A 21,426-nucleotide genomic window follows, 5' to 3' on the forward strand; every position below is an offset into this window, starting at 1 on the left:
GACTCAACATGGAAAAAGGGACAACTGCAAAAGTGGCCGCAATTCGTCCTGTATCGACGAGTGTTTCAGATGATAAGACGAGCAAGCAGGAACAAAAATTAACTAAAGTAAAATCTGCTGCATCTCGTACTAAAGGTAAATCTTTATCTAAGAAAGTTGCGTCGGTTGTTCCTCTGCCAATAGATACACCCAATCCGCTGAAGCTAGTTGAAACTGATAATTTGTTCAACTTTCGGGGACTAAGGCCGCAGCATTTACGTCGCAAATTACTAGCAGTTTCTTTTGCACTAATGGTTATTTTGCCCACCATATTAGGCGCAACTTACTTTTTGTTGATTGCGTCTGATAGATACTCTTCCACCATTGGCTTTTCTGTTCGTGGAATGGACGGCACCTCTGCCGGAGGCGATTTTCTTGGCGCACTCACCGGACTTGCTAGCGTTGGTACAACAACTACTGATTCATTTATCTTGATGGACTATTTGCAAGGCAGAGAGGTTGTCGAACGTCTTAATAGAGATCTTGGTGTAATTGATCATTTTGGTGAAGAAAATGTAGATTTCATCTATCAGCTAGGCGCTGATATTTCAATAGAGGAATTAGTAGCTTATTGGCAGGGAATGATTTCGACCAGTTTTAATAATACATCTAGCATTATTGAAGTAGAAGTACAGGCATTTACTCCGGAGATGGCCGAAGATATTGCTACTCATGTCCTAACTTATGGATCAGAGTTAGTGAATACGCTTTCTCAAAACGCTAGAAAAGATGCAGTCAGGTTTGCCGAAGAAGAAGTTCATCGCTCCGAGTTACGGCTAAAGATTATTCGCATGAGAATGAAGGATTTTCGCAGCGCAGAAAGCTCTATCGATCCAACAAAGAATGCGGAAGTACAAATAGAACTAATCGCAGGTCTAGAAAAACAATTATTAGATACTAGATCGCGTCTTGCTACCCTCGTAGGAACAATAGATGAGAGTTCTCCGACAATTCGCCAATTGCGCAAACAAGAAGAAGTATTAATACAGCAAATTCTTAGCAAGCGAGACGAAATCAGCGGTCGGGGTCCAGCTCATATTCAGCCTTCCTCGAAAAGTAAAGATCGATTATCTTCTCTATCTGCTCTGTTGGCGAATTATGAAGAGTTAGTAGTAGAACAAGAATTTGCTCAACAGGCTTATACTGCTGCGCTGGCTGGGTTAGAACGTTCGAGAGCAGAAGCGGATCGACAGCAAAGATATCTTGCGGTCTTTAATCCACCTTCAAAACCTCAAGAAGCGATTTACCCTCGACGTCTAATCAACTCTTTCATTTTGTTCCTTGTATTAGCCGCTATTTGGTCACTTGGTACAGTCATAGTTTACTCTATTCGTGACCACCTCAAGTAGTTGGTTTCTATGGACAGTGTTTTAAAAATTCAAGTACGTGTCATTGGCGCATTAGTATTGCGTGAAACTAGGACCGCTTTTGGCAATACACAACTTGGCTACTTCTGGGCAATCGTTAACCCTGCTTTGAGTACGCTAGTGCTAGTCCTGATTTTTTCCAGCGTAGGAAGATCACCAGCATTTGGAACCAGTTTTGCGTTGTTTTTCGCAACCGGAATTTTACCATTTCAAACGTACTCAAAACTAGCTAGCTCTTTAATGACAGCAGTGACCTCTAGTAGAGGCCTTCTGAGTTACCCACTTATAAATGAGACTGATATTATAATTTCCAAGTATATTCTCATTACACTCACTTACATTATGATTATTTCGGTCTTTTTTTCACTAATCATTTTAGGTGTCGATGCTCAGTTACCTAAATATATTGAGCAATGCGCAACAGCTTTCCTAACACTTTCCCTCTTAGGCCTTGGAGCTGGAACTACTAATGCAGTTCTTTTCAGATTATGGCCAACTTGGAAGCAATTAGAATCGATCATCAGCAGACCACTCTTCTTTCTTTCAGGTATTTTTTATGTCCCGAGTGATTTCCCGGATCATATTGTCAAAATGCTTTCATGGAATCCAATACTGCATGGGATCGAATGGTTTAGGGAAGGATACTATGGAAATTATAACAGTGTAATCCTAAGCAAATCTTATCTTTTGACTTGCGTCATAATTCTACTTCTGCTTGGCTTTTTTGGAGAACGCTTGTATCGAAAGAAGTCCTTCTAATGATTGAATTTCAAAACGTTCGAAAAACTTATCGGTTGAAGGGTATCGAAAAGGTTGTCTTAAGTGGTCTGACAACGAATTTTCCAAGAGGACGAAATATTGGTATTCTCGGTCATAACGGAGCTGGTAAATCAACATTAATGAGGTTAATTGCTGGAGCAGAGCTACCTGATAGCGGCAAGATTAAAAGAAACGCAAAGGTTTCCTGGCCTCTTGGCTTTGGAGGCGGCTTCGCAGGGAAGATGACAGGCATTGAAAACGTTCGCTTCGTTGCTCGAATGTATGGCGAAGACACTGAGCGTATGATTGAGTTTGTAGAGGATTTCTCTGAACTTGGCCCGTCTATGGCATTACCCATTCAAACATATTCCAGTGGTATGAAAGCACGCCTCGCTTTTGGTGTTAGCATGGCCATCAATTTCAATTGCTATCTGATTGATGAGATTACTGCTGTTGGCGACGCTCGGTTCAAAAGAAAATGTGATAAAGTTTTTGAGACAAAGCTCAAACATGCCAACATCATCATGATCTCGCACTCAGAAGCGACAATCAAAAAGCTCTGCGATACCGCCTGTCTGCTGCATGAAGGCGAATTGACTATGTATGATTCTGTTAACGAAGCGCTTGCTCAGCATCGCAAAAATCAGCTTAAGTAGTTGAGTATAGGCACTATGTCAGTTCGATCAGTTCTTATTTTACAATCCCACCCTTCTGCCTTTTGTCGGGCGCTTGTTGAAGAGTTTGAAGCTCGCAAGATCAAGTACACCATCGTTAATTTTTCTCTCAGTGACTGGTATTTTCGCATTGGGTTGGGCGCGAAATCTTATTGGGGGCAGTTGAAGAACTGGCAAAACAGGTTGGAGCAGCTGATTGATGAGAATGGCATCACGGACATTCTGTACTATGCAGATCGGCGACCATATCACCGGGTAGCGCATGATGTTGCTATGCAACGGGGCATCAACACGTTTGCCTATGAGTTTGGTTATATGCGCCCGGATTGGATCACGCTTGAGCGCGGTGGCATGGGAGTGTACTCTCACTTTCCGAATGATCCGGCGCAGATTAGACAAAGCGCCGCTGACTTGCCGGAACTGGCAGCTACAAGCCGTTTTCCGCATGCGTTTTTGCAGGAAGCGACCAATGAGGTCATCTGCAACCTGATTCCGATCTTCTTCCCGTATCTATTCCCGTTTTATCAGCGAGATCGCTACTATCATCCGTTCAGGGACTATTTCAGCTATATTCCGCGCTTGATGCGCCAGAAGCGGCTTGGACAGGAAGCGGAAGAAGCAATCAACACGCTCATAAAAGAGCAGGCCGAGTATTTTGTCGTCCCTATGCAAATGCAGGGCGATTATCAGATCAGGCATCACTCCCACTACAAGCATCTGTCCGGTTTCATTCGCGAGCTTTACAGCACGTTTTCGCAAAGCGCGTCAGCTGCAAGCAAACTGGTGTTCAAGCTTCATCCGTTTGACAACAACGTTGAGAACTGGCCGAAAGTCATTCGCGAGATTGCTGCGGAATTCGGTTGTTTGGAGCGCACAATCATTATTGATGGCGGCAATCTAAATCAGTTGCTTAGGCATTCGCGTGGGTGCGTGCTGGTGAACAGTACGGTTGGTATGGAAGCACTGAAAAGCGGCGTACCAGTGAAAGCCATGGGTATTGCTGTCTATGATATTGCCGGATTGACGGACCAGCGGTCTCTGGATGATTTTTGGAGGGAACCAGCTCTACCGGATGCTGACCTTTATCACGACCTGGAAAAGCTTATGGGGCATACCATTCAAGTGCATGGAAGCTTTTTTAATCCCGAAGGTCGGAAGATCGCAGCGCAAGAGTTTGTGAAACGTATGATGGATGATGGCGTCAACGGACATGGTGCGTTTGTTGAAACGCCGCCGCGTCTGGCGCAAGCCAAAGCTGCTGGCGTTCCCATCCCGGAAAATTGTTACTGGAGTGACAAATGACTTCAGAAAACAAGCGCTGCATCTTGCTGCTGCAAGGTCCACTTTCCAAATACTATGCCCGCACTGCACACCATTTGGAGAAGCTGGGCGCGAGGACGCTTAAGGTCCATTTTTGCGGCAGTGATGTCCATGACTGGGAGCAGACTGAAACTATCCATTTTTCTGAGCCTGCTGAGAACTGGGCTCTTTTTCTGGAAGCCTTGATTGTTGCGCACGGGGTCACTGATATTCTGCTTCATGGGGACCGGCGCTACTACCATAAAGTCGCCATCGGCGTTGCAAAGCGTTTGGATGTGACAATAATTGCAACCGAGCTTGGCTATCTGCGTCCGGATTGGATGACGGTCGAGTATGGTGGCTGTTCTGCGCTTTCGCATTTCCCGCAGAACAAGCAGGACCTGATGGCGCTGGAGACACAGCAGGCGGATGACACGTCCACCGTCCTTTATCCGGGCAGCTATAAGCAGATTGTGCTGCAAGAGCTCGGCTTCACATTCTACAACGCAGTTCATGCCCGCAAGTTTCCGCATTACCACAATCACCGCACGGAATCTCGTGTGCAGGTTTATGGTGGCTGGCTCAAGGCTCGGCTTCAGGCCAAGCGCCGAAAGCAGGAAGCGGATGTTATCTGGGACCAGTTGAAGCAAAGCGACACACCTTATTATCTCTTTGCCTTGCAGCTGAATGGAGATTTTCAGATCCGGGATCACTCTCCCTTTGCCAGCATTTATGAGGCCATTGAGAAGGTCATCGCCTCTTTTGCCCGCAATGCGCCTAAGGGGACATTGCTGCTGCTCAAGAGCCATCCGCTTGAATATCGCTTCAAAGAGCTGTCTCGAGCAATTGTTGAGGCCAGCCGGAAACATGGTGTTGAAGAACGCACGCAGCTCATTCATGGGCAGACGATCAAAGCACTTGCTGAACCATCCCTTGGTATGCTGACTATCAATAGCTCTGCCGGCATTGAAGCGCTTGAATATGGTGTGCCGACCTGCTGCATTCTGCCAACAATTTACGATATGGACGGCCTGACGCATCAGGGCGATTGGGAGACGTTCTGGCGCTCAGCAACACCGCCGGAGCCAGATGTGTTCCGCAAGTTTATCGATGCGTTGAAAACCACCATTCAGGTGCGCGGGTCGCTTTACAATGCGGCTGGCCTGGAAGCTGCAGCAAAGGGGACAGCAGAAAAGATCCTCTCCACCTCCTACGCAGAGCAACGCCTGAAACGGGTAGAGCCGCCAAGGATGGAAAAAGCACGGAAAATGGGCGTCACCTACGATTACTTTATGTAGTTGACGACCACTTTATGCAATTGGGGAGTACGCATGCAGATCTGTCTTGTTTCCAACGCCAGCGTTTACACTGATGCTGCTTTACATTCTTTGCTGGCATATCCGGAAATCAAGATCTGCGGCCTTTTGAAGTGCACCGCCGTATCTGGCAAGCGCAATGACTGGCGGGCTTATAAAGACCTGATGCTCCGCTCCGGTCCGCTTTATGCGGGATACCTGGGCGCCGTGACAAAGCCGGCCTACCGGATGCCACATGTTCCCAAATGGAAGAGCATGCGGACCTGGGCTCATAGCCTGCAATGTCCTGTTTTACCAACGAATGACGCCAGCGCGCCTCAGACTCTCGACTTTATCGAGCGTTGTAAGCCGGATTTGATCCTGACGGTTCATCTGGGGCAGATTTTGAACGCGGCATTTTACGAGCGGTTTTCTGGCAGGACCTACAACATCCATCCCGGTAAACTGCCGATCTACAAAGGGCCGGATCCGGTCTTTCATGCAATTTTGGAGAATGAACAGGCTTTCACCCTCAGCCTGCATGAGAGCATTCAAAAGATTGATGCGGGTAAAGTGCTGGCGGAAACGACTGTGGTGCCAGAAAAGAGAACGCTCTTTCGCACCAACCTTGACCTGTTCCGCAAGACAGGGAAGCTCGTCGCCTCCCACTTTCTCAGCAAGAACGACTGCCCACCAGCACCGGATGACCGGGCACCGCGGTATCGCAGCTGGCCCACCAATGGCGATGTTCTGAGGTTTATGGCCCGCGGCAACCGGCTTTAAACCGCACGGAAGGCACGCGACACGTTAGTCGGCGCGCGCAGCCACTTCCTCTGAGGTCTCAGGTTCAACTCCCGTTTCCTTCTCAGCCGCACGGATACGCTGGCGAGACAGCGAGAACAGACCTGCACCCACCACGATGATTGCACCAAGAATGGTGCTCCAGATTGGCAGGTCGGAGAACACAAGGAACCCAATTGGGATCGACCAGACCAGCTGAAGATAGTTGAACGGCTGAATGTCGCTTGCCTGTGCCAGCGAAAGTGCCTTCATCAGCAGGAAGTGTGCGGAGGTCCCCGTTGCGCAAATGCCGAGCAGCAGCGCCCATTCCACCTCATCAAACGCCATCATGTGTTGAGAGCCGATGATGGTGGAGAGAACTGTGCCCACGATGCCAACATAGAGAAATGACGTGAGCGCGCTGTCATCCTGGCTCGCAACACGGGTAAACAACTGATACAGCGCAAAGCTGACCGAGGCAGCCAGCGCCACCACAGCGCCCCAACCGCCGATGTTGCCGTCCGGCTGCAGCATCACCAGCAAGCCTGCCATACCGCAGAACATTGCCAGAATGCGGCGCCAGCCAACCGTCTCGCCAAGGAAGAGAGCCGCAAGCCCTGTCACGATCAATGGATGGGCCTGAAAAATTGCCGTTACATCGGCTAGTCCCAGCATGCTGAAGGCGAAGGTGATCAGGCAGATTTCAGCAAATAGCAGAAGGCCACGAATAATCTGAAGCACCGGACGTTTGGTGCGCACCACATTATAGAGCCCTTGTTCACTGATCATGGCCCAGCCAACCGCAATCACCAGCAAAACCCAAAAGCGCACCATCATGATGAACCAGACCGGATGGTCTGACACGAGCTGCTTGGTGATCGCATCCTGCATCGCGAAGATGAGCGTAGACAGGATTGTAAGCGCGATACCCATGTTTCGCTTGCCGAGGAGCTGAGCCATTTTGTGTCCTTGTTAGCAGCACAAATCCGCTTACTGAGGCGAACCAGAAAGCGAATACAGTGGGAGGAAATGTGCTGAAAAGAATTCTTGGATGCCAATCGACATCAATACTGCACGTATACTGTGATGCATCACAAAGCAAATGCAAAAAGCAAGGGACACTCCTTTTTGCATCACAGTTAGGTCAGGTGCTTTGTTATTTGAAAAACGGAGCTTAGCAGCCTTCCGTCACTTCCTGCAGGTCGGCAGGCTCGTCACATACTTTCACAAGCTTCGACAGCAGGGCGATCACCAGGGGAAAGACCAGCGAACTGATAACAACAGCAAGCGCGAAGGCGACAGAAAACGACTTGAACCACAGCGCCATAAAGTTTTCGACAAACCCGAGGTTCAGCACCAACATGGCAAATGACATCATAATGCTCATGAAGAATGAAATGCTGATACGCAGCAGGTAGCCATAGGTCCGTGGGGAAACATTCATGCACTTATCTCTATTTTTTTGTTTGAGGTCAAACTATATGAAATCAAGTCAAACTGTCAAGATACCGTAGCGCATGGCAGTTATGCAGAGCCGTGGTTTCATCATCTCACCAAAACCACCAGTAATTGCATTGTATTTTCAGTATGATCCGACATTAAATTCAGCGAATTATTAAAGCGGCAATGCCTACACTCGCGGATCGGGTCATTTCCCGCGAGGACCCTCGATGTGACCATCATGATGCAATCGAGTCAGGCTCTATGGATACAAACAACAGCTTATATCGCCCTCCGGCACCTCACCCATACACTGAAGGCACGGGGGACTTTGATGGCGTTGAGACAAACCTCCTGAGGCACCTCCCGGAAGAACTTTACAAAGCAGATATCGTTGATATTTCCACGGCAGAGCAACCCAATTACCTGATCAACGACCCGGACCTCATCTCCGTTATTTTTGAAGAGAAACCCGAGATCTTCGTCAAAGCCGAGGGGATGATTGAGTTGCTGCGCCCGTTGCTGGGCGATCATCCGATTGTGACGAGCAACAACCGGTGTGTAGACCAGCGCGATATGATCCGGCCCATCGGCACCATGCGCACCCAGCAGGTGAATTTTGAGCACATCCAGAACTCAATCAATCGGTTTGAGGATTATTGCGAAGAAATTCAAAATGAAAACCGGGTGATTGACCTGTCTTTGCTGCTCAGACGCCTGAATGCAGACATCGCTTACAGAATGCTGTTTTCTAACGAACTGCCGACAGATGTGTTCAACGAGATCAACTCCCATGCCCGTGACTTTGAGAAACGCATCTCACAGGTGATCCGTGAGACGGCAGAACAAGGTGTTGCCTGGCAGCTGCCCAAGCTGCCCCAAACAGCCATGTATGCGGCCCAGCAACTGCGATATCTGGTCAGTATGCTGATTGATGGCAATATCCAGCACAACAGCTTTTCCCATCACAGCTTCTTACATAAGTTTCTCATTGCCCGTTCTCCAGAAACCAATATCCCCTTCACTCGCAAGCAAATCGTGGACCACGTCACCACAATCCTGAACAGTCAGGAGCTGGCTGCCGCAGCTTTGATGTGGGCGTTCTTTGTGCTCTCCCAATGCCCTGAGGCCAAGCAAAAGATCCGCGAAGAGGTCAGCAAAGTGGGTGGGCAGGACGACATTCAGTTCGAACAGCTTTCACGCCTCAGGTACACCCGCAATGTCTTCCGCGAGATCCTGCGGCTCTACCCGCCTATCCCGCACCTGACCCGTCGCGCCAGCAGACCAATCAAACTGGGAAAACTGGACTTGCAGGAAGGCGCGCAGATTACTGTGTCCCCATGGATTGTGCACCGACATCAGCAGTACTGGTTCAATCCGGATCGGTTTGATCCTGAACGCTATATGCGCAAAGATCAGCACATCATCATGAAAAGCTTCCTGCCCTTTGGACGCGGCCTGCGCATGTGCACCGGCGCAAGCTCCGCCATTCTTCAAGGCACGCTCATTCTGGCAAACCTCGTTACCCGGTTCGACATAGACATCCTCAACGCCGACAAAGTAGAGCCGGAAGGTGTCCTCTTCCTCGAACCCACCCGCCCCATCGTCTGCAAAGTCACACCACTCCGCACTTAGTCGGGCATTCCAACATCACAACCGCTCGACGCCAGTCCTCATTCAGTGCTAATGCATTGCTCTGCTGAGTAGCTCTGACATGTGAGGGTGGTTATGTCTGTTGAGTTGAAACCGATGGTATTGGCGGATGTGCCTGTGCTGAAAAATATGTTTCAGCTCTACCTCTATGACATGTCCAAATACATGCACTGGCCGGTTTCTGCAGCGGGTGGGTTTGAGTTTGATGAGAACATCGTGCTTGCTTACTTCCGCGAGGCTGCCCATCATCCCTATTTCATAATGCAGGCTGGCGAGATCGCAGGTTTTGCGCTGGTGCGACAGTATCCCTATGACACCACGCTGATCGACATGGGCCAGTTCTTCGTGCTTGGAAAGTTCACACGACAAGGCTTGGGACAAGCGGCCCTGAAAGCCTGCCTGAAACAGCATCCGGGAGACTGGCAAGTGCGCGTGCTGCCCCAAAATACTGGAGCACTGGCATTCTGGACAAAAACAATCTCTGATCTGACCCAGGCTAGCCACACGACCCGCTCCGGTGACTATCAAGGAACAGAGATGACCTTCCTCCACTTCTCCACCCAAAGCGCACTGGCCTCCACCACCTAGCCAACAGCTGGTGCAAAAGCGTAGCAGAGCATTGCCAACATCAATCACAATGGGTTGAAGGGGCTTTTCGACGGGCGAGCCTCTCCCTATTATCTCATCAAAATTTTAGTGATGATTGAACCCGATCCTATCGGAATGGAGAATTGTATGAGTCAGCAAGCGTTTAAGGCCCATAGCCTTCTTGGTGCATTTGTTGCGGACGCCGCCTCGCTGGGTCTGCACTGGCTCTATGATGTTGACCGCATCCATCATGTCACGCAGGAGCACGATGACTCTGCTGCTTTCGTGCCGTTGACCCCATCTTACTTTGAGGGCGTGCCAGCTTACTTCGCTCATGCCAATCGGCAGGACGGCCAGTTCACCCAATACGGTGAAAACCTGCATCTGGTGCTGAAGCATCTGCTGGCTCACGACAAACACCTGAAGATGGAAGAGTTTCAGCAGGCCTTTACGGCTCACTTCGGCGCTGGTGGCACCTATAACGGCTATATTGACCGCCCAACACGGGGCACGCTGGAAAACATTGCTAATGAGAAGCTCGCCCCTTCTGGCGTAGATGATGATCAGCTCCCTGCACTCTCCAAAATTCCGGCAGTGCTGTTCGCCTATGAGCAGAGCGAGCAGATGCAGGATCAGGTGGAAGCGGTTATCCGTTCCACAAATGACAATGAAGAATCCGTCGCTTACGGCTTTATGTTTGCCGATCTTCTGGACCGTGTTGTGAACGGTGAAGACTTGCAAAGCGCCTTGTCCGCTGCAGCTGATGCCGCCCATCCTGATATTCAGGAGAAGCTTTTGGCTGCTCTTTCCGCATCAGAAACGGACCCCGTGGCATACGGTGAGAGCACGGGTCGTGCTTGTCACCTTGGCATGGGCGTGCCGCTGAGCTTCCACATCCTCAAGAACACAGGTTCTTATCGTGAAGCGATTGAAGCCAACATTCTGGCAGGTGGAGACAGCGCTGGCCGTTCCATTTTGATCGGTGCAGTTCTTGGCGCAGTACATGGCCTGAATACCGACAAAGGCATTCCACTTTCATGGATTTTGAAGGTCCGGAACAATGCAGAGCTCTGGCAGGAATGTTGCGACTTAACCGGGCATAACTAGGGACAAAATCCGAAGATCGTCTCCGGTCTTTTGGGTGGAATAAGTGCAGCATCGAATATTTATGCATGCTGCGCGTATTCGTATGAACGCAGTGTGTTTTTAGCTGCTTGAATGTCCCAAAACGCTTTCTCGGTTTGTTAGGGCTGTCCCTGAGTTTCCCTTGTGGGTTGCGATAAAACACCTCAAGGTTGCAGGCGCACCTCTTTCAAACCAAAGTGTTTCCAATGGTCTTTCGCCCCCGCAATAACAGCCTTAACCGCAGGAATTTCCTTAAAACTTCAGCCTCTTCCGTCGTTGTTGCCGGTCTGTTTGATCTGAACCTCAACAAGCCAAACGTTTCATCCAGCGGCAAGAGTGTGATCATTATTGGCGCAGGCATTGCGGGCCTGACAGCGGCCCGCGAGCTGATGGATTCTGGCTACACTGTGCTGGTGCTGGAGGCGAGCAACAAGATTGGCGGCCGCATCCGCACCAACCGGGCGCTCGGTGTTCCCATCGAGGAAGGGGCCGGTTGGATCCATGGGCCAGAAGACAATCCGATCATGAAACTTGCGGAGCAATCCGGCCAAAAAACCTTTGTTACAAAAGACTCCAACTTTGCCGTCTTCAACCACAGAGGCAAGAAAATTTCTAATCAGATGATCTCCGAGATGGGACAGGAGCACCGGCAGATGTTGGATCTGATTGGCTCCGGCATGACAAAAGATATGCCCCTTTCCGAGGCGCTGGAGCATATGGCGCCGAAAATGTCTCGTGACCCGGTCTTCAAATGGATGACATCCGCTTACACCGAGTTTGATACGGGCAGTCCGGTCAACGAGCTTTCTGCCATGTACTTTAATCAGGATGACATGTTCCACGGTGAAGATGTGGTTTTGGTAGACGGGTACGACAGGCTTTTGGAACCTCTCACTCATGGGATCGCAATACTCACCCGCAAACCTGTGCGCCGCATCGCGTACCATGATCGCGCTGGTGTCTTTGTCCAAACGGACAAGGAAATTTTTGAGAGTGATTTCGTGATTGTTACGGTGCCACTCGGCGTGCTCAAGGCGCAGGACATCGAGTTCATTCCGCCCCTGCCCGAAATACATAGGAACGCAATTGAACGCGTTGGTATGGGAGATGTCACAAAAGTAGCTATGAAATTTGACGAGCTCCACTGGCCTGAAAACACACAGTATTTTGGCTTAATGACGCAAACTCAAGGTCGCTGGAATTATTTCCTCAATCATAAGCCCTTTATCGACGCAAACGTACTCACCGCACTGAGCTTCGGTAACTATTCCCGCATGATAGAGACCATGGATCACGACTATATGCTTGAAGATGCTATGAAAGCCGTGCGCACCATGTTCGGTTGGGAAACGCCTGATCCCCGCCACTACATCGCAACCCGCTGGTCGCAGGATCCTTACACAAAAGGTGCTTTCTCCTACGCCAAAGTTGGCTGTAATCCCTATGATTTCAACGTGTTATCCGAACCTGTCAGCAGGTGCCTGACCTTGGCCGGAGAACACACAAATTTCCAGTACCACGGAACCGTTCACGGCGCTCACCTAAGCGGTAAGAAGGCCGCAAAAATCGCAATGGAAACAATGATGTAGAGGAATACTGTTTTCTGGCAATCCTGAGTCTACACACTGAAAAAGCCGCAGGAGAGTAATCCTGCGGCTTCATCTTTTTCAAGAATTACTATGTTAATACAGTGCCTTACGCCTTCGCGTCGATCTCCTCGAGCACATCCAGAAGCTGGTGCGGAAGGCCAATTGTGTAATCCGGCTCTTCATCCGCATTCGCCGGCTCTGTCGGATAGCGCGGTGTCCAGTTGATCCAGACAGATTTCATCCCTAAGCGGTTGGCCCCTGCCACATCGCGCTCAAGGTTATTCCCCACCATGACACAGCCTGCATGGTCCGTTTCTTCCAGTCCCAGTAGCTTAACAGCTTCAAGGAACATACGCGGATCAGGCTTGTGGCAACCAACGGCTTCAGAGATCGACCGTGCATCGAATTTATGCCAGAAATCCATAGCCTTATGGACGTTCTCGAAGCTCTCCACCAGACCATCTGCAACCAGTGCAACCATGTAGCCGCGCTCCTTGAGCCAGTCCACCAGCTTGTCCCCTCCCGGGATCGGCTCTGCGGAGAGCACTAATTCCCCTTCCACGAAAATCTGAGAGCCTTCGTCGATCAAAGTATCCCCGCTGTCGAGGAACACAGCCTTCACGCCCTTCGCCTCTTTTCGCAACTGCGCCAAAACAGAGCGAACCCGAGACGGAACAGAAGCCTTCAACTCTTCCCAGGGCATCATCTCAACAGAGCGCAGATCGAAGATTTGATCGAAATGATAAGACGGTTTGAACGCCTTAGATTCCATATACTTACGAGCGACATGATGATCATAAGGCTTCAAGTCAGCCAGCTCTGCGGCAAACATATCCTGCACAAGAATGGTGCCTGATCCCGCCCGCTCACCACAGCAGATGCAAATCACCGCAAAGTTCGCCCGCAGCGCTTCAGAACTCGCTGCAAAAGCGTGTTTTCCCGGTTCAGAATAAAGAGTTACCCGCCCTTCTTGCAGCGGCACCTGATGGTTCCAGGTGCTCAATTCTCCCGCACAGCCATGCGCACTGCCTTCAACACGCATCACCTCACCAGCTTCGCTGAGGTAAACCCAGATGTACTCCAGCTCATACAGGTGTTGGATATCCCAGTCCCACCAGATGGCGTACTCAATGGCAAGTGCAGCGCCGTTTAGTTTTATTTTCTGGGCACTTGAGACGGAAACACCGTCCTGATCGTAAAGCGTATAGCCCAGTGCTGACGGGAGGAAAGGTTCTTTGTCGTCAAACCGAATAACAGGCGCATGCTGCTTCACCAGCTCTGCAATATCTGCCGATGTTGCCTCAGAAAAAGACAGAGGGGCTGCGGAAATGTTCAATTGAAACTCCTTGTTCTTCTTGTCCTGCAAGAAAGTTGGCGCCTTACGCAGCACCTTTAGAAAGAGGAAGAGATCCCTTACGGGGATGGGAAACGGAACGCCGCTGTTTCAGCTCAACCGGCTTGGTCTCGTGCAGACGCTTACTGGAAGGATTACGTATCTTTTCAATGATATAGCGGGCGGCAGACGCGCCCATTTCAGCAATCGGTTGCTGGATAGTAGAAAGCTGCGGTGAGGTGATGCTGCTGATCGGGATGCCATCATACCCGAGAATGGAAATGTCCTCTGGCACACGCAAACCACGGTCAAAGCACGCATGCATTGCACCAATGGCTGCAGTATCCGTAATCGCAAAAAGCGCTGTAATCTCAGGGTTTTGATCCAGCAATTCATTGGCAGTTGCATACCCCAGATCATAACGCTTACGCTCATTAGGCTCTGGCAGGTAGACAGACTTCTCAATCTGATACTCGCGAGCAACTTCCAGTATGCCGCGCATACGTAGGTTGCCAACGCTCTCGCGGCGCGGATCATGATCGGCTTTGGTCGCGAGCACGCCGATATGTTTATGCCCCAACGCCACCAGATAGCGCATGCCAATCCGTCCCCCTTCCGTGTTGTCACAAACCACAAAGGATTCAGAACGACGACCGGGAAGAATATCCACGTAGACCGTCGGAATATCGTTGGCTTGCAAACGCTTAACGTTCTTCAACGTTTCGGCTGCTGAGTTGGAGGGGCGGACGATTGCCCCCGCCACCTGCATCTCGATCATGGTCTGGGTGTACTTGCGCTCCCGCTCCGCTTCTCCCCGTGTGCAGCAGGAGAGGACCTTGAAGCCTTCATCATGCAGCGTCTTCTCAATGGAGGCATAAAGCATGGTTGCGAACGGGGATTTCTGGTTCTCCAAGAACAACGCCACGAGATTGGAATCCTGCCGACGCAAAGAGGTTGCCAGACGGTTGGGGCGATACCCCAACTCATCAATGACAGCCTGAATCTTTGCGCGGGTTTCATCCTTTACTCGCTCATCCTTGTTCAACACACGAGAGACGGTTGCCGTTGAAACACCTGCTTTTTCTGCTACATCCCGGATACTTGCCATCAGTGCTATCCCGCCATCGCTTCAAGCTGGTCTACTGGTGTATTTTGCACCACATCGGGATGATGGCAAGCAAGCAGATGGTCCGTGCTGATCTCACCAAGCGAAGGATCAGAACTCTCGCAAATGCTTGTGGCATAACGACATCTCGGCGCGAATGGGCATCCCTTTGGCAAGTTGGCCGGGTCCGGTACATTGCCTTCCAGACGGATGCGCGTGTCATCCGCGTGGGCATTCGGCACCGGTTCCAGAATCGCACTCATCAACGCTTCGGTATAAGGATGCCTTGACGCGTTGAAGATCGTCTCCGTATCTGCCAGCTCCACAATCCGCCCTGCATACATCACAGCAACACGGTCACTGATATGGGCGACAACACTGAGATCATGACTGATGAACAGGTAGGTGAGGTTCAGCTCTTCCTGGAGGTCTTTCAGCAGGTTGAGGATCTGCGCCTGTACGGAAACATCCAGTGCGGAAACCGCTTCATCCGCAATGATCACCTTCGGATAAGGAGCCAAAGCACGTGCAATACCAATACGTTGACGCTGACCACCACTGAAAGCATGCGGGTAGCGTTTGAGGAACTCTTTTGAGAAGCCAATTTTATCAAGCACCTCAAGCACACGATGCTCAATGTCCTTTGAGCTCTTCAGCTCCTGTCCAACCCGCAGCACTTCAGCAATGATATCATAAACCGCCATGCGAGGGTTGAGTGAGGAGTTCGGGTCCTGAAACACCATCCGAATATCCGCCCAGTATGGACGCAACTGACTGTCCGTTTTGCCAGTCAGCTCAACGTCTTCCTCGTTTGGACGGAACACCACCTTGCCCGTGGTTGCCTTGTGCAGGCCGATAATTGTCTGGCCCAGTGTGGACTTGCCGCAGCCAGATTCTCCAACAAGACCAAGAGTTTCGCCGCGCCAGATGTTGAGCGACACATCATTCAGCGAGCGCACTGTTCCTGTCTGTCGGTTGAAGAAGCCTGAGCGGATCGGGAAGTGTTTGCTCACGTTCTGTAGCTCAAGGATTGGCGCAGCTGTGCGGTCTACCGGGTTTGAGACATGCAGGCAGTCATCAACTTGGGAGGTCGACGCATGTAGTGGGACAAGTTCTGCCTGTGCCCCAAACCCGTGACAGCGGACGCTTTGCACCCCACTGATCGTAGTCAGTTCTGGTAGTTTTTCATTACAAAGACCGGTGACAAAGTGGTCACAACGCTCTTGAAATGGACAGCCCCTGGGCCGGTTCTGAAGGCTTGGCACAACGCCCGGAATGGCATTGAGGCGCGCACGACGCTTGCCATCTGTGTGAGGCAGGGAGGCCAAAAGACCTTTTGTATAAGGGTGTTGCGGGTTGGTGAGAATCTGCTCAACAGGCCCCTGCTCCACCACATTGCCCAGATACATGATGACCACTTCATCGGCGATATCTGCCACCACCCCCAGATCATGGGTGATGAACAACATGGACATATTGCGGGTCTTCTGCAGATCACGCATCAGGTCCAGAATAATAGCCTGCGTGGTCACATCCAGCGCAGTCGTTGGCTCATCTGCAATAAGAAGGCGTGGGTTACAGATCAGGGCCATTGCAATCATGGCACGTTGGCGCATACCGCCGGACAGTTCAAAGGTGTAGCTGTCGAACCGGTCAGCAGCAGAGGGAATGCCCACCAGCCGCAACATCTCAATCGCCTGAAACTTGGCTTCTTCCTTGCTCAGGTTCGTATGCCAGCGCAGCACTTCTACAATCTGGTTACCAATGGTGTAGAGCGGAGACAGCGATGTCATCGGCTCCTGATAAATCATGGAGATCTCATTGCCTTGAATGGCACGAATATGCTTTGCTTTTGCAGGACCTCGGGCAAGATCAAGCAGATCACCACTCGCACGCTGGTATTCTATGCTGCCGCTTTCAATGGCAGCGTGGTTATCCAGAATACGCAGCAGCGCCTTTGCGGTGACGGACTTGCCGCAGCCGGACTCCCCCACCAGACACACCGTTTTTCCCTCGGGAATGGAAAAACTGATGTTGTCCAGCGCGGTTACTTTCCCATCATCTCCTGAGAAGGAAACACTGAGATCCGTGACGTTAATCATGGGTTTCATGGTTTCAATCCTCACTTGGAATACGGGTCGGCAGCATCACGCAAACCGTCACCAAAGAAGTTGAGTGCAAGCACAGCAATCACGACCATCACGCCCGGCCAGAACAGCCATGGTGCATTAGCAATAGAGCGGATGTTCTGCGCTTCCTGCAGCAGAACACCCCAGCTGACCACAGGCTGGCGCAGGCCAATCCCCAGGAAGGACAAAGACGTTTCAGCAACAATCATGCCCGGAATGGCAAGCGTCACCACCGCAATGATATGACTGATGAAACTTGGTACCATATGGCCTACCAGAACACGCGGAACAGAACATCCGTCCAAACGAGCGGCTTTTACGAAGTCCTCCGATTTAAGAGAGATAAACTTGCCGCGCACCACGCGGGCCAACCCTGTCCAACCGATGATCGACAGAATAACCGTGATCAGCAAGTAGGTCTGTAAAGGCGGAGTATCTGGCGGAATTGCAGCGGCGAGGCCGATCCAGAGCGGGATACTTGGCAAAGACTGCAGGAACTCAACAACACGCTGCGTGACCGTATCCACCCAACCACCGAAATAGCCGGAAAGACCGCCGATCAGCACGCCCAGCACGAGGCTCAAGGCTACGCCTACAAGACCGATGGTCATGGATACGCGCGTGCCGTGGATGGTGCGGCTCAACACATCGCGGCCAAGACGGTCCGCTCCCAGCAAAGACATGCGATCACGTTTCTTGACCGGACCAAACAAACGGCGCTCAGCAGGAATGAAGCCAAGCAAATTGTAAGGCTTACCTTTGACGAAAAAGCCCAGCTTCACAACACGGCGCGGGTCTTCAACAAAGGTACGGCGACCTGAGTTGTAGTCAATCTTGGAGCGGTATCCCAACACATGCGGCTGAAACACTGTGCCGTCCTTTGTCTCCAGCAACCAATGAATGCTCTGCGGCGGTGCATAGGTGTTGCGCACGCTGAAATCATTGGGGTCATGCGGTGCTAGGAACTCCACGAACACGGCGATCAGATAGATCAACAGCGTGATGATGCCACCCAGCATGCCGAGTTTATGTTTGCGGAATCGGCGCCACATCAAGCGCCACTGGCCCTCATAAGCGCGTGAACTTGTTGGTGCACCAGCGAAATCAGTAGCGCTCATTACAGCCCCCCATTGTTGAACTGACGACGGATACGCGGATCAAGCCAGGCAAGTAGAATGTCGGAGAACAAAGTTCCAATCACAGTCAGGAAACTGAGGAACATGATAAGAGCAGCAGCCAGGTACATATCCTCCTGACGCAACGCATCAAACAACAACGGACCTGTGGTTTGCAAACCAAGCACAATGGAAACAATGGTGGAGCCAGACACGATCTGCACAAACAGCTCGTTGAGACTGGACACGAACGGGTTTAACGCATGACGAACCGGATACTTGGTGAGCACCCAGTGCTCCGGCATGCCTTTGGCGCGGGCGGTGACCACATAGGGACGGTGCAATTCGTCCAGCAAGTTTGCCCTGATGGTGCGGATCACGCTTGCAGTTCCAGCAGTCCCTAAAACGATCATGGGAATCCAGATATGGGCCATCAAATCACCGACACGAGCAAAGGACCACGGCGCATTGACGTAATCCGGTGAGAACAGCCCACCGACATTTTGACCAAAATAGCGGAACGAAACATACATCAGCACAAGCGCCAACAGAAAATTTGGCACAGCAAGGCCGATAAAACCGAGGAAGGTGGCGACATAGTCACCGAGGGAATATTTGCGAACAGCGGAGAAAATGCCAACGGGAATGGCGACAGTCCAGATGAAGACCATGGAGCAAATCGAAAGCAGCGTCGTCATGCCCAGACGGTCCCAGATCAGTTCTTCAACCGGCAACTCATAACTGAAAGAGCGCCCGAGGTCTCCATGCACTACCATTTTCCAGACCCAGTCAAAGTACTGAGCCAGAACGGATTTATCCAATCCATATATCTTCCGCAGACCTTCGGCTTCAGCAGCAGTGATGTAATCTCCATCCAGCGATGCTTCCAAAACCAGTCGGTCAATATAGTCTCCAGGTGGCAGCGTGATCACCAAAAACGCGACGAGCGAAATCGCGAGCAAGGTTGGGATCATCAGCAGGACCCGTTTGACAACAAACATTCCCATTTAAAGCAGATATCCTAGTTGCAAGGCTCTGCCCCTCCACACAGGGAGAGGCAGATTGGTTCGGGCGATCGATTACTTCTTGGAAGGATCGATGTAGAAGCTGGAGAAGTTTACAGGTGCAGGACCCGGATACAGCCAGCCTTCCAACAGCGTGTCAGGCACATTGCGCAGTTTGTTGCTGATGGAGCGGAAACCACCGCCCGGCAACGCAATACCCATGGACAGGAAGTTGTCTGCAGAAAGCTGCATAAACTCTTCCATCAGTGCCGTTTGCTCATCACCCACCTTGGTTGGTACCAGGTCAGTAATTTCATACATGCGCTTCACGCCGGCAGGCGGCTCTGTTGGTACAACACCTTCACGAACGGTTGCGTTGGCATCCTTTTTCAGGTCATGCCATGCATCCCAGCCTTCCCAGTTGCCATGCTCTTTGAAGTTGGTCAGGCGCTCAAGGTTCACCAGCGGGAACTGGCCGCAACCATTCTCACCTACCCAGATGGTGATCTCTTTGTCAGCACGACCCAATGTGGCCATGTGGATCTCATCACTGGCCACACTCACCACAACCTCAAGACCCTGCTCCTGCCAGTCTTTCGCGATGATCTGCATCATATCCACCCAGTCCGGGCGGAAGCCTTCGTTCACATGAATAATGAACTTGAATGGCTTGCCATCAGGACCAACACGTTTACCGTCCGGGCCCATTGGCAGGATCTTATCGAGATGCTCTGCTGCCAGATCAGGATCGAACTCAGTGTACTGACGCGCCAGCTGATCGTTGTAATACGGCGATTCAGGACGCGGGCTGACCTGATATGGCTCCCCTTGCCCCAGATACACGGCATCAATGATCAGGTCCCGGTCCATTGCAAGAGAGAGACCGATACGGAAGTCTTTGCTTTGGAACACCTGCGCCTTGACCGGATCAGGATGGTTCATGGCGAACATGAACTGCGCATTGTTGTAGTTACAGCTGTTTGCCGTCACGAGACGGTAGTCACCCCGCTCTTTATTATCGAAGAAGACAGAGCGGTTTGGCGGCGTTGAGATGTTGCGCGGAGAGATGTCGATCTCACCCTGAACAGTCTTCAGCAGCGCAACTTCCGGATCTTTCGCCAGTACCCATGTGCGTTTGTCGATGTAAGGCAGCTGGTTACAGGAGCTATCGACTTTCCAGTAATACGGGTTGCGCTCAAAGGTGAAACGCTCTTTGCCCAGAACCGCTTCAGTCGGACGCCATGCCAGCATGGTTGGGCGGTTGGGATCGTTGTGCTCAGCATTTTTACCGTAGGTTCCAATGCGGCCAAGCCACCATTTTCCGAAGTCAGCTTCACCTGCATCTGCCATCATCTTGGCAACGCCGTCCGGGTTCAGGTCTTTCATGAAGTCTTTGACGTAATGCTCAGCAAACTGGACGACACGTTGACCGTAGGGTGAAGCCATGTCCAGCATAAAGACACCGTTTGGCTGGCTCCAAGAGAAGCGCACTGTCGTGTCGTCCAGCGCTTCGACTTTCGCTTCTTCACCATTGACGATGAACATCTTGCGAGGACCCTTGGGGTTGATCTCGCGGTTGGTTTCAATGTGATCCCACCAGAACTGGATGTCCTTTGCAGAAAACGGCTTGCCATCAGACCATTTCAGGCCTTCGCGCAGTTTGAAGGTGTAGGTGGTCGCATCCGCCGAGATGTCCCAGCTCTCAGCGATGTTAGGCAGAACCTCGGAACCATCCGGACTCCAGCGCACTAGCGGGTCATATCCATAACGACGATAGTCACCGATACGGGACCCGGCATATACATCGGTCATCTCACCGCCATAGGTGCCGATACCCTCAATCCCTTCAACAACGAGTGGATTAACCGGCAGGCGATCCGCGACGGCTGGCAGGCCGGACATCTGATCCAGAAGTGGTGCCTGATGATACACTGAACATTGATTGGCAGAAGCTGCTGCTGTGGCTGCCACAAAGGCCAGCGCGCTGACTGCTCCGCCAAACACCATCTGCCGACTACGTTTCAAACTCATTGCAAAATTCCTCCGCAAGCTTTGTGTAAAGACTACCAGCAATCGGAATCACTGTAATCCTTTTCACTTTTTTGCTTCTACACATGACACTCATATGACGA

Annotated in this window: 18 protein-coding genes; 10 read left to right on the forward strand and 8 right to left on the reverse strand. The window is 51.1% G+C overall.

All coding sequences use genetic code 11. The annotated features are described in order from the left end of the window. Window positions 1-8: 8 nt before the first annotated feature. From PsAD46_RS12770 to PsAD46_RS12795, 6 genes are read left to right on the forward strand one after another with little or no spacing between them, the layout of a single operon-like run. Entirely contained in the window at window positions 9-1,388 is a 1,380-nt protein-coding gene (locus tag PsAD46_RS12770) for a hypothetical protein (RefSeq protein WP_063293518.1), read from the forward strand. A 9-nt stretch (window positions 1,389-1,397) separates the two neighbouring features. Then, window positions 1,398-2,165 carry an ABC transporter permease gene (locus tag PsAD46_RS12775; protein WP_063293517.1) on the forward strand — a complete coding sequence of 256 codons (768 nt, stop codon included), beginning with the start codon at window positions 1,398-1,400 and terminating at the stop codon, window positions 2,163-2,165. Continuing rightward, window positions 2,165-2,821 (forward strand): ABC transporter ATP-binding protein, encoded by a 657-nt coding sequence (locus PsAD46_RS12780; RefSeq protein WP_063293516.1) that lies wholly within the window; start codon window positions 2,165-2,167, stop codon window positions 2,819-2,821. Before PsAD46_RS12775 ends, PsAD46_RS12780 begins: the two co-directional genes overlap by 1 nt. Before the next feature lie 15 nt (window positions 2,822-2,836). Then, entirely contained in the window at window positions 2,837-4,141 is a 1,305-nt protein-coding gene (locus PsAD46_RS12785) for a capsular biosynthesis protein (protein ID WP_063307043.1), read from the forward strand. Further along, the gene (locus PsAD46_RS12790; RefSeq protein WP_063307044.1) at window positions 4,138-5,436 is read left to right on the forward strand and encodes a capsular biosynthesis protein; all 1,299 of its coding nucleotides are present in this window, start codon (window positions 4,138-4,140) and stop codon (window positions 5,434-5,436) included. Before PsAD46_RS12785 ends, PsAD46_RS12790 begins: the two co-directional genes overlap by 4 nt. Window positions 5,437-5,469: 33 nt before the next feature. After that, complete coding sequence (locus PsAD46_RS12795) at window positions 5,470-6,216, forward strand: formyltransferase family protein (RefSeq protein ID WP_063307045.1); 747 nt, start codon at window positions 5,470-5,472, stop codon at window positions 6,214-6,216. 24 nt (window positions 6,217-6,240) lie between these two features. On the opposite strand, the gene PsAD46_RS12800 is transcribed toward PsAD46_RS12795, so the two are convergent. After that, complete coding sequence (locus PsAD46_RS12800) at window positions 6,241-7,173, reverse strand: DMT family transporter (RefSeq protein ID WP_063293512.1); 933 nt, start codon at window positions 7,171-7,173, stop codon at window positions 6,241-6,243. 214 nt (window positions 7,174-7,387) lie between these two features. Continuing rightward, the gene (locus tag PsAD46_RS12805; RefSeq protein WP_057461061.1) at window positions 7,388-7,657 is read right to left on the reverse strand and encodes a DUF2798 domain-containing protein; all 270 of its coding nucleotides are present in this window, start codon (window positions 7,655-7,657) and stop codon (window positions 7,388-7,390) included. Window positions 7,658-7,839: 182 nt separating this feature from the next. Between PsAD46_RS12805 and PsAD46_RS12810 the strand changes: the two genes are divergently transcribed. The 4 genes from PsAD46_RS12810 to PsAD46_RS12825 all read left to right on the forward strand — a co-directional run bounded on the left by PsAD46_RS12810 (window position 7,840) and on the right by PsAD46_RS12825 (window position 12,608). Beyond that, window positions 7,840-9,288 (forward strand): cytochrome P450, encoded by a 1,449-nt coding sequence (locus PsAD46_RS12810; protein ID WP_208981816.1) that lies wholly within the window; start codon window positions 7,840-7,842, stop codon window positions 9,286-9,288. A gap of 93 nt (window positions 9,289-9,381) precedes the next feature. Beyond that, the gene (locus PsAD46_RS12815; protein WP_063307047.1) at window positions 9,382-9,894 is read left to right on the forward strand and encodes a GNAT family N-acetyltransferase; all 513 of its coding nucleotides are present in this window, start codon (window positions 9,382-9,384) and stop codon (window positions 9,892-9,894) included. Window positions 9,895-10,041: 147 nt separating this feature from the next. Further along, complete coding sequence (locus PsAD46_RS12820; protein ID WP_063307048.1) at window positions 10,042-11,001, forward strand: ADP-ribosylglycohydrolase family protein; 960 nt, start codon at window positions 10,042-10,044, stop codon at window positions 10,999-11,001. Window positions 11,002-11,225: 224 nt separating this feature from the next. Continuing rightward, window positions 11,226-12,608 carry an FAD-dependent oxidoreductase gene (locus tag PsAD46_RS12825; RefSeq protein ID WP_063307068.1) on the forward strand — a complete coding sequence of 461 codons (1,383 nt, stop codon included), beginning with the start codon at window positions 11,226-11,228 and terminating at the stop codon, window positions 12,606-12,608. Window positions 12,609-12,714: 106 nt separating this feature from the next. On the opposite strand, the gene PsAD46_RS12830 is transcribed toward PsAD46_RS12825, so the two are convergent. The 6 genes from PsAD46_RS12830 to PsAD46_RS12855 form a co-directional block, all read right to left on the reverse strand. After that, on the reverse strand, window positions 12,715-13,944 hold the full coding sequence (locus PsAD46_RS12830) for an HAD hydrolase-like protein (RefSeq protein ID WP_063307069.1): 1,230 nt from the start codon (window positions 13,942-13,944) through the stop codon (window positions 12,715-12,717). A 43-nt stretch (window positions 13,945-13,987) separates the two neighbouring features. Further along, a complete protein-coding gene (locus PsAD46_RS12835; protein ID WP_063293509.1) occupies window positions 13,988-15,049 on the reverse strand; it encodes a LacI family DNA-binding transcriptional regulator in 1,062 nt (353 codons plus the stop codon). Between the two features lie 5 nt (window positions 15,050-15,054). Continuing rightward, a complete protein-coding gene (locus tag PsAD46_RS12840) occupies window positions 15,055-17,157 on the reverse strand; it encodes an ABC transporter ATP-binding protein (protein ID WP_063293508.1) in 2,103 nt (700 codons plus the stop codon). Between the two features lie 11 nt (window positions 17,158-17,168). Next, window positions 17,169-18,293: an ABC transporter permease gene (locus PsAD46_RS12845; protein ID WP_063307049.1), complete on the reverse strand. Its 1,125-nt coding sequence runs from the start codon at window positions 18,291-18,293 to the stop codon at window positions 17,169-17,171. Beyond that, window positions 18,293-19,297: an ABC transporter permease gene (locus tag PsAD46_RS12850; protein WP_063293506.1), complete on the reverse strand. Its 1,005-nt coding sequence runs from the start codon at window positions 19,295-19,297 to the stop codon at window positions 18,293-18,295. The genes PsAD46_RS12845 and PsAD46_RS12850 overlap by 1 nt, the downstream gene beginning before the upstream one ends. 72 nt (window positions 19,298-19,369) lie before the next feature. Then, window positions 19,370-21,325 (reverse strand): ABC transporter substrate-binding protein, encoded by a 1,956-nt coding sequence (locus tag PsAD46_RS12855; protein ID WP_057461052.1) that lies wholly within the window; start codon window positions 21,323-21,325, stop codon window positions 19,370-19,372. Window positions 21,326-21,426 lie beyond the last annotated feature (101 nt).

Source organism: Pseudovibrio sp. Ad46 (assembly GCF_001623065.1).
Taxonomy (GTDB): Bacteria; Pseudomonadota; Alphaproteobacteria; order Rhizobiales; family Stappiaceae; genus Pseudovibrio.

Coding starts and splice junctions, on each gene's coding strand:
- PsAD46_RS12840 (WP_063293508.1), bottom strand. CDS start 17,157: ATGAAACCCATGATTAACGTCACGGATCTCAGTGTTTCCTTCTCAGGA.
- PsAD46_RS12850 (WP_063293506.1), bottom strand. CDS start 19,297: ATGGGAATGTTTGTTGTCAAACGGGTCCTGCTGATGATCCCAACCTTG.
- PsAD46_RS12785 (WP_063307043.1), top strand. CDS start 2,837: ATGTCAGTTCGATCAGTTCTTATTTTACAATCCCACCCTTCTGCCTTT.
- PsAD46_RS12825 (WP_063307068.1), top strand. CDS start 11,226: ATGGTCTTTCGCCCCCGCAATAACAGCCTTAACCGCAGGAATTTCCTT.
- PsAD46_RS12820 (WP_063307048.1), top strand. CDS start 10,042: ATGAGTCAGCAAGCGTTTAAGGCCCATAGCCTTCTTGGTGCATTTGTT.
- PsAD46_RS12810 (WP_208981816.1), top strand. CDS start 7,840: ATGCCTACACTCGCGGATCGGGTCATTTCCCGCGAGGACCCTCGATGT.
- PsAD46_RS12770 (WP_063293518.1), top strand. CDS start 9: ATGGAAAAAGGGACAACTGCAAAAGTGGCCGCAATTCGTCCTGTATCG.
- PsAD46_RS12795 (WP_063307045.1), top strand. CDS start 5,470: ATGCAGATCTGTCTTGTTTCCAACGCCAGCGTTTACACTGATGCTGCT.
- PsAD46_RS12790 (WP_063307044.1), top strand. CDS start 4,138: ATGACTTCAGAAAACAAGCGCTGCATCTTGCTGCTGCAAGGTCCACTT.
- PsAD46_RS12845 (WP_063307049.1), bottom strand. CDS start 18,293: ATGAGCGCTACTGATTTCGCTGGTGCACCAACAAGTTCACGCGCTTAT.
- PsAD46_RS12800 (WP_063293512.1), bottom strand. CDS start 7,173: ATGGCTCAGCTCCTCGGCAAGCGAAACATGGGTATCGCGCTTACAATC.
- PsAD46_RS12815 (WP_063307047.1), top strand. CDS start 9,382: ATGTCTGTTGAGTTGAAACCGATGGTATTGGCGGATGTGCCTGTGCTG.
- PsAD46_RS12775 (WP_063293517.1), top strand. CDS start 1,398: ATGGACAGTGTTTTAAAAATTCAAGTACGTGTCATTGGCGCATTAGTA.
- PsAD46_RS12780 (WP_063293516.1), top strand. CDS start 2,165: ATGATTGAATTTCAAAACGTTCGAAAAACTTATCGGTTGAAGGGTATC.
- PsAD46_RS12805 (WP_057461061.1), bottom strand. CDS start 7,657: ATGAATGTTTCCCCACGGACCTATGGCTACCTGCTGCGTATCAGCATT.
- PsAD46_RS12835 (WP_063293509.1), bottom strand. CDS start 15,049: ATGGCAAGTATCCGGGATGTAGCAGAAAAAGCAGGTGTTTCAACGGCA.
- PsAD46_RS12855 (WP_057461052.1), bottom strand. CDS start 21,325: ATGAGTTTGAAACGTAGTCGGCAGATGGTGTTTGGCGGAGCAGTCAGC.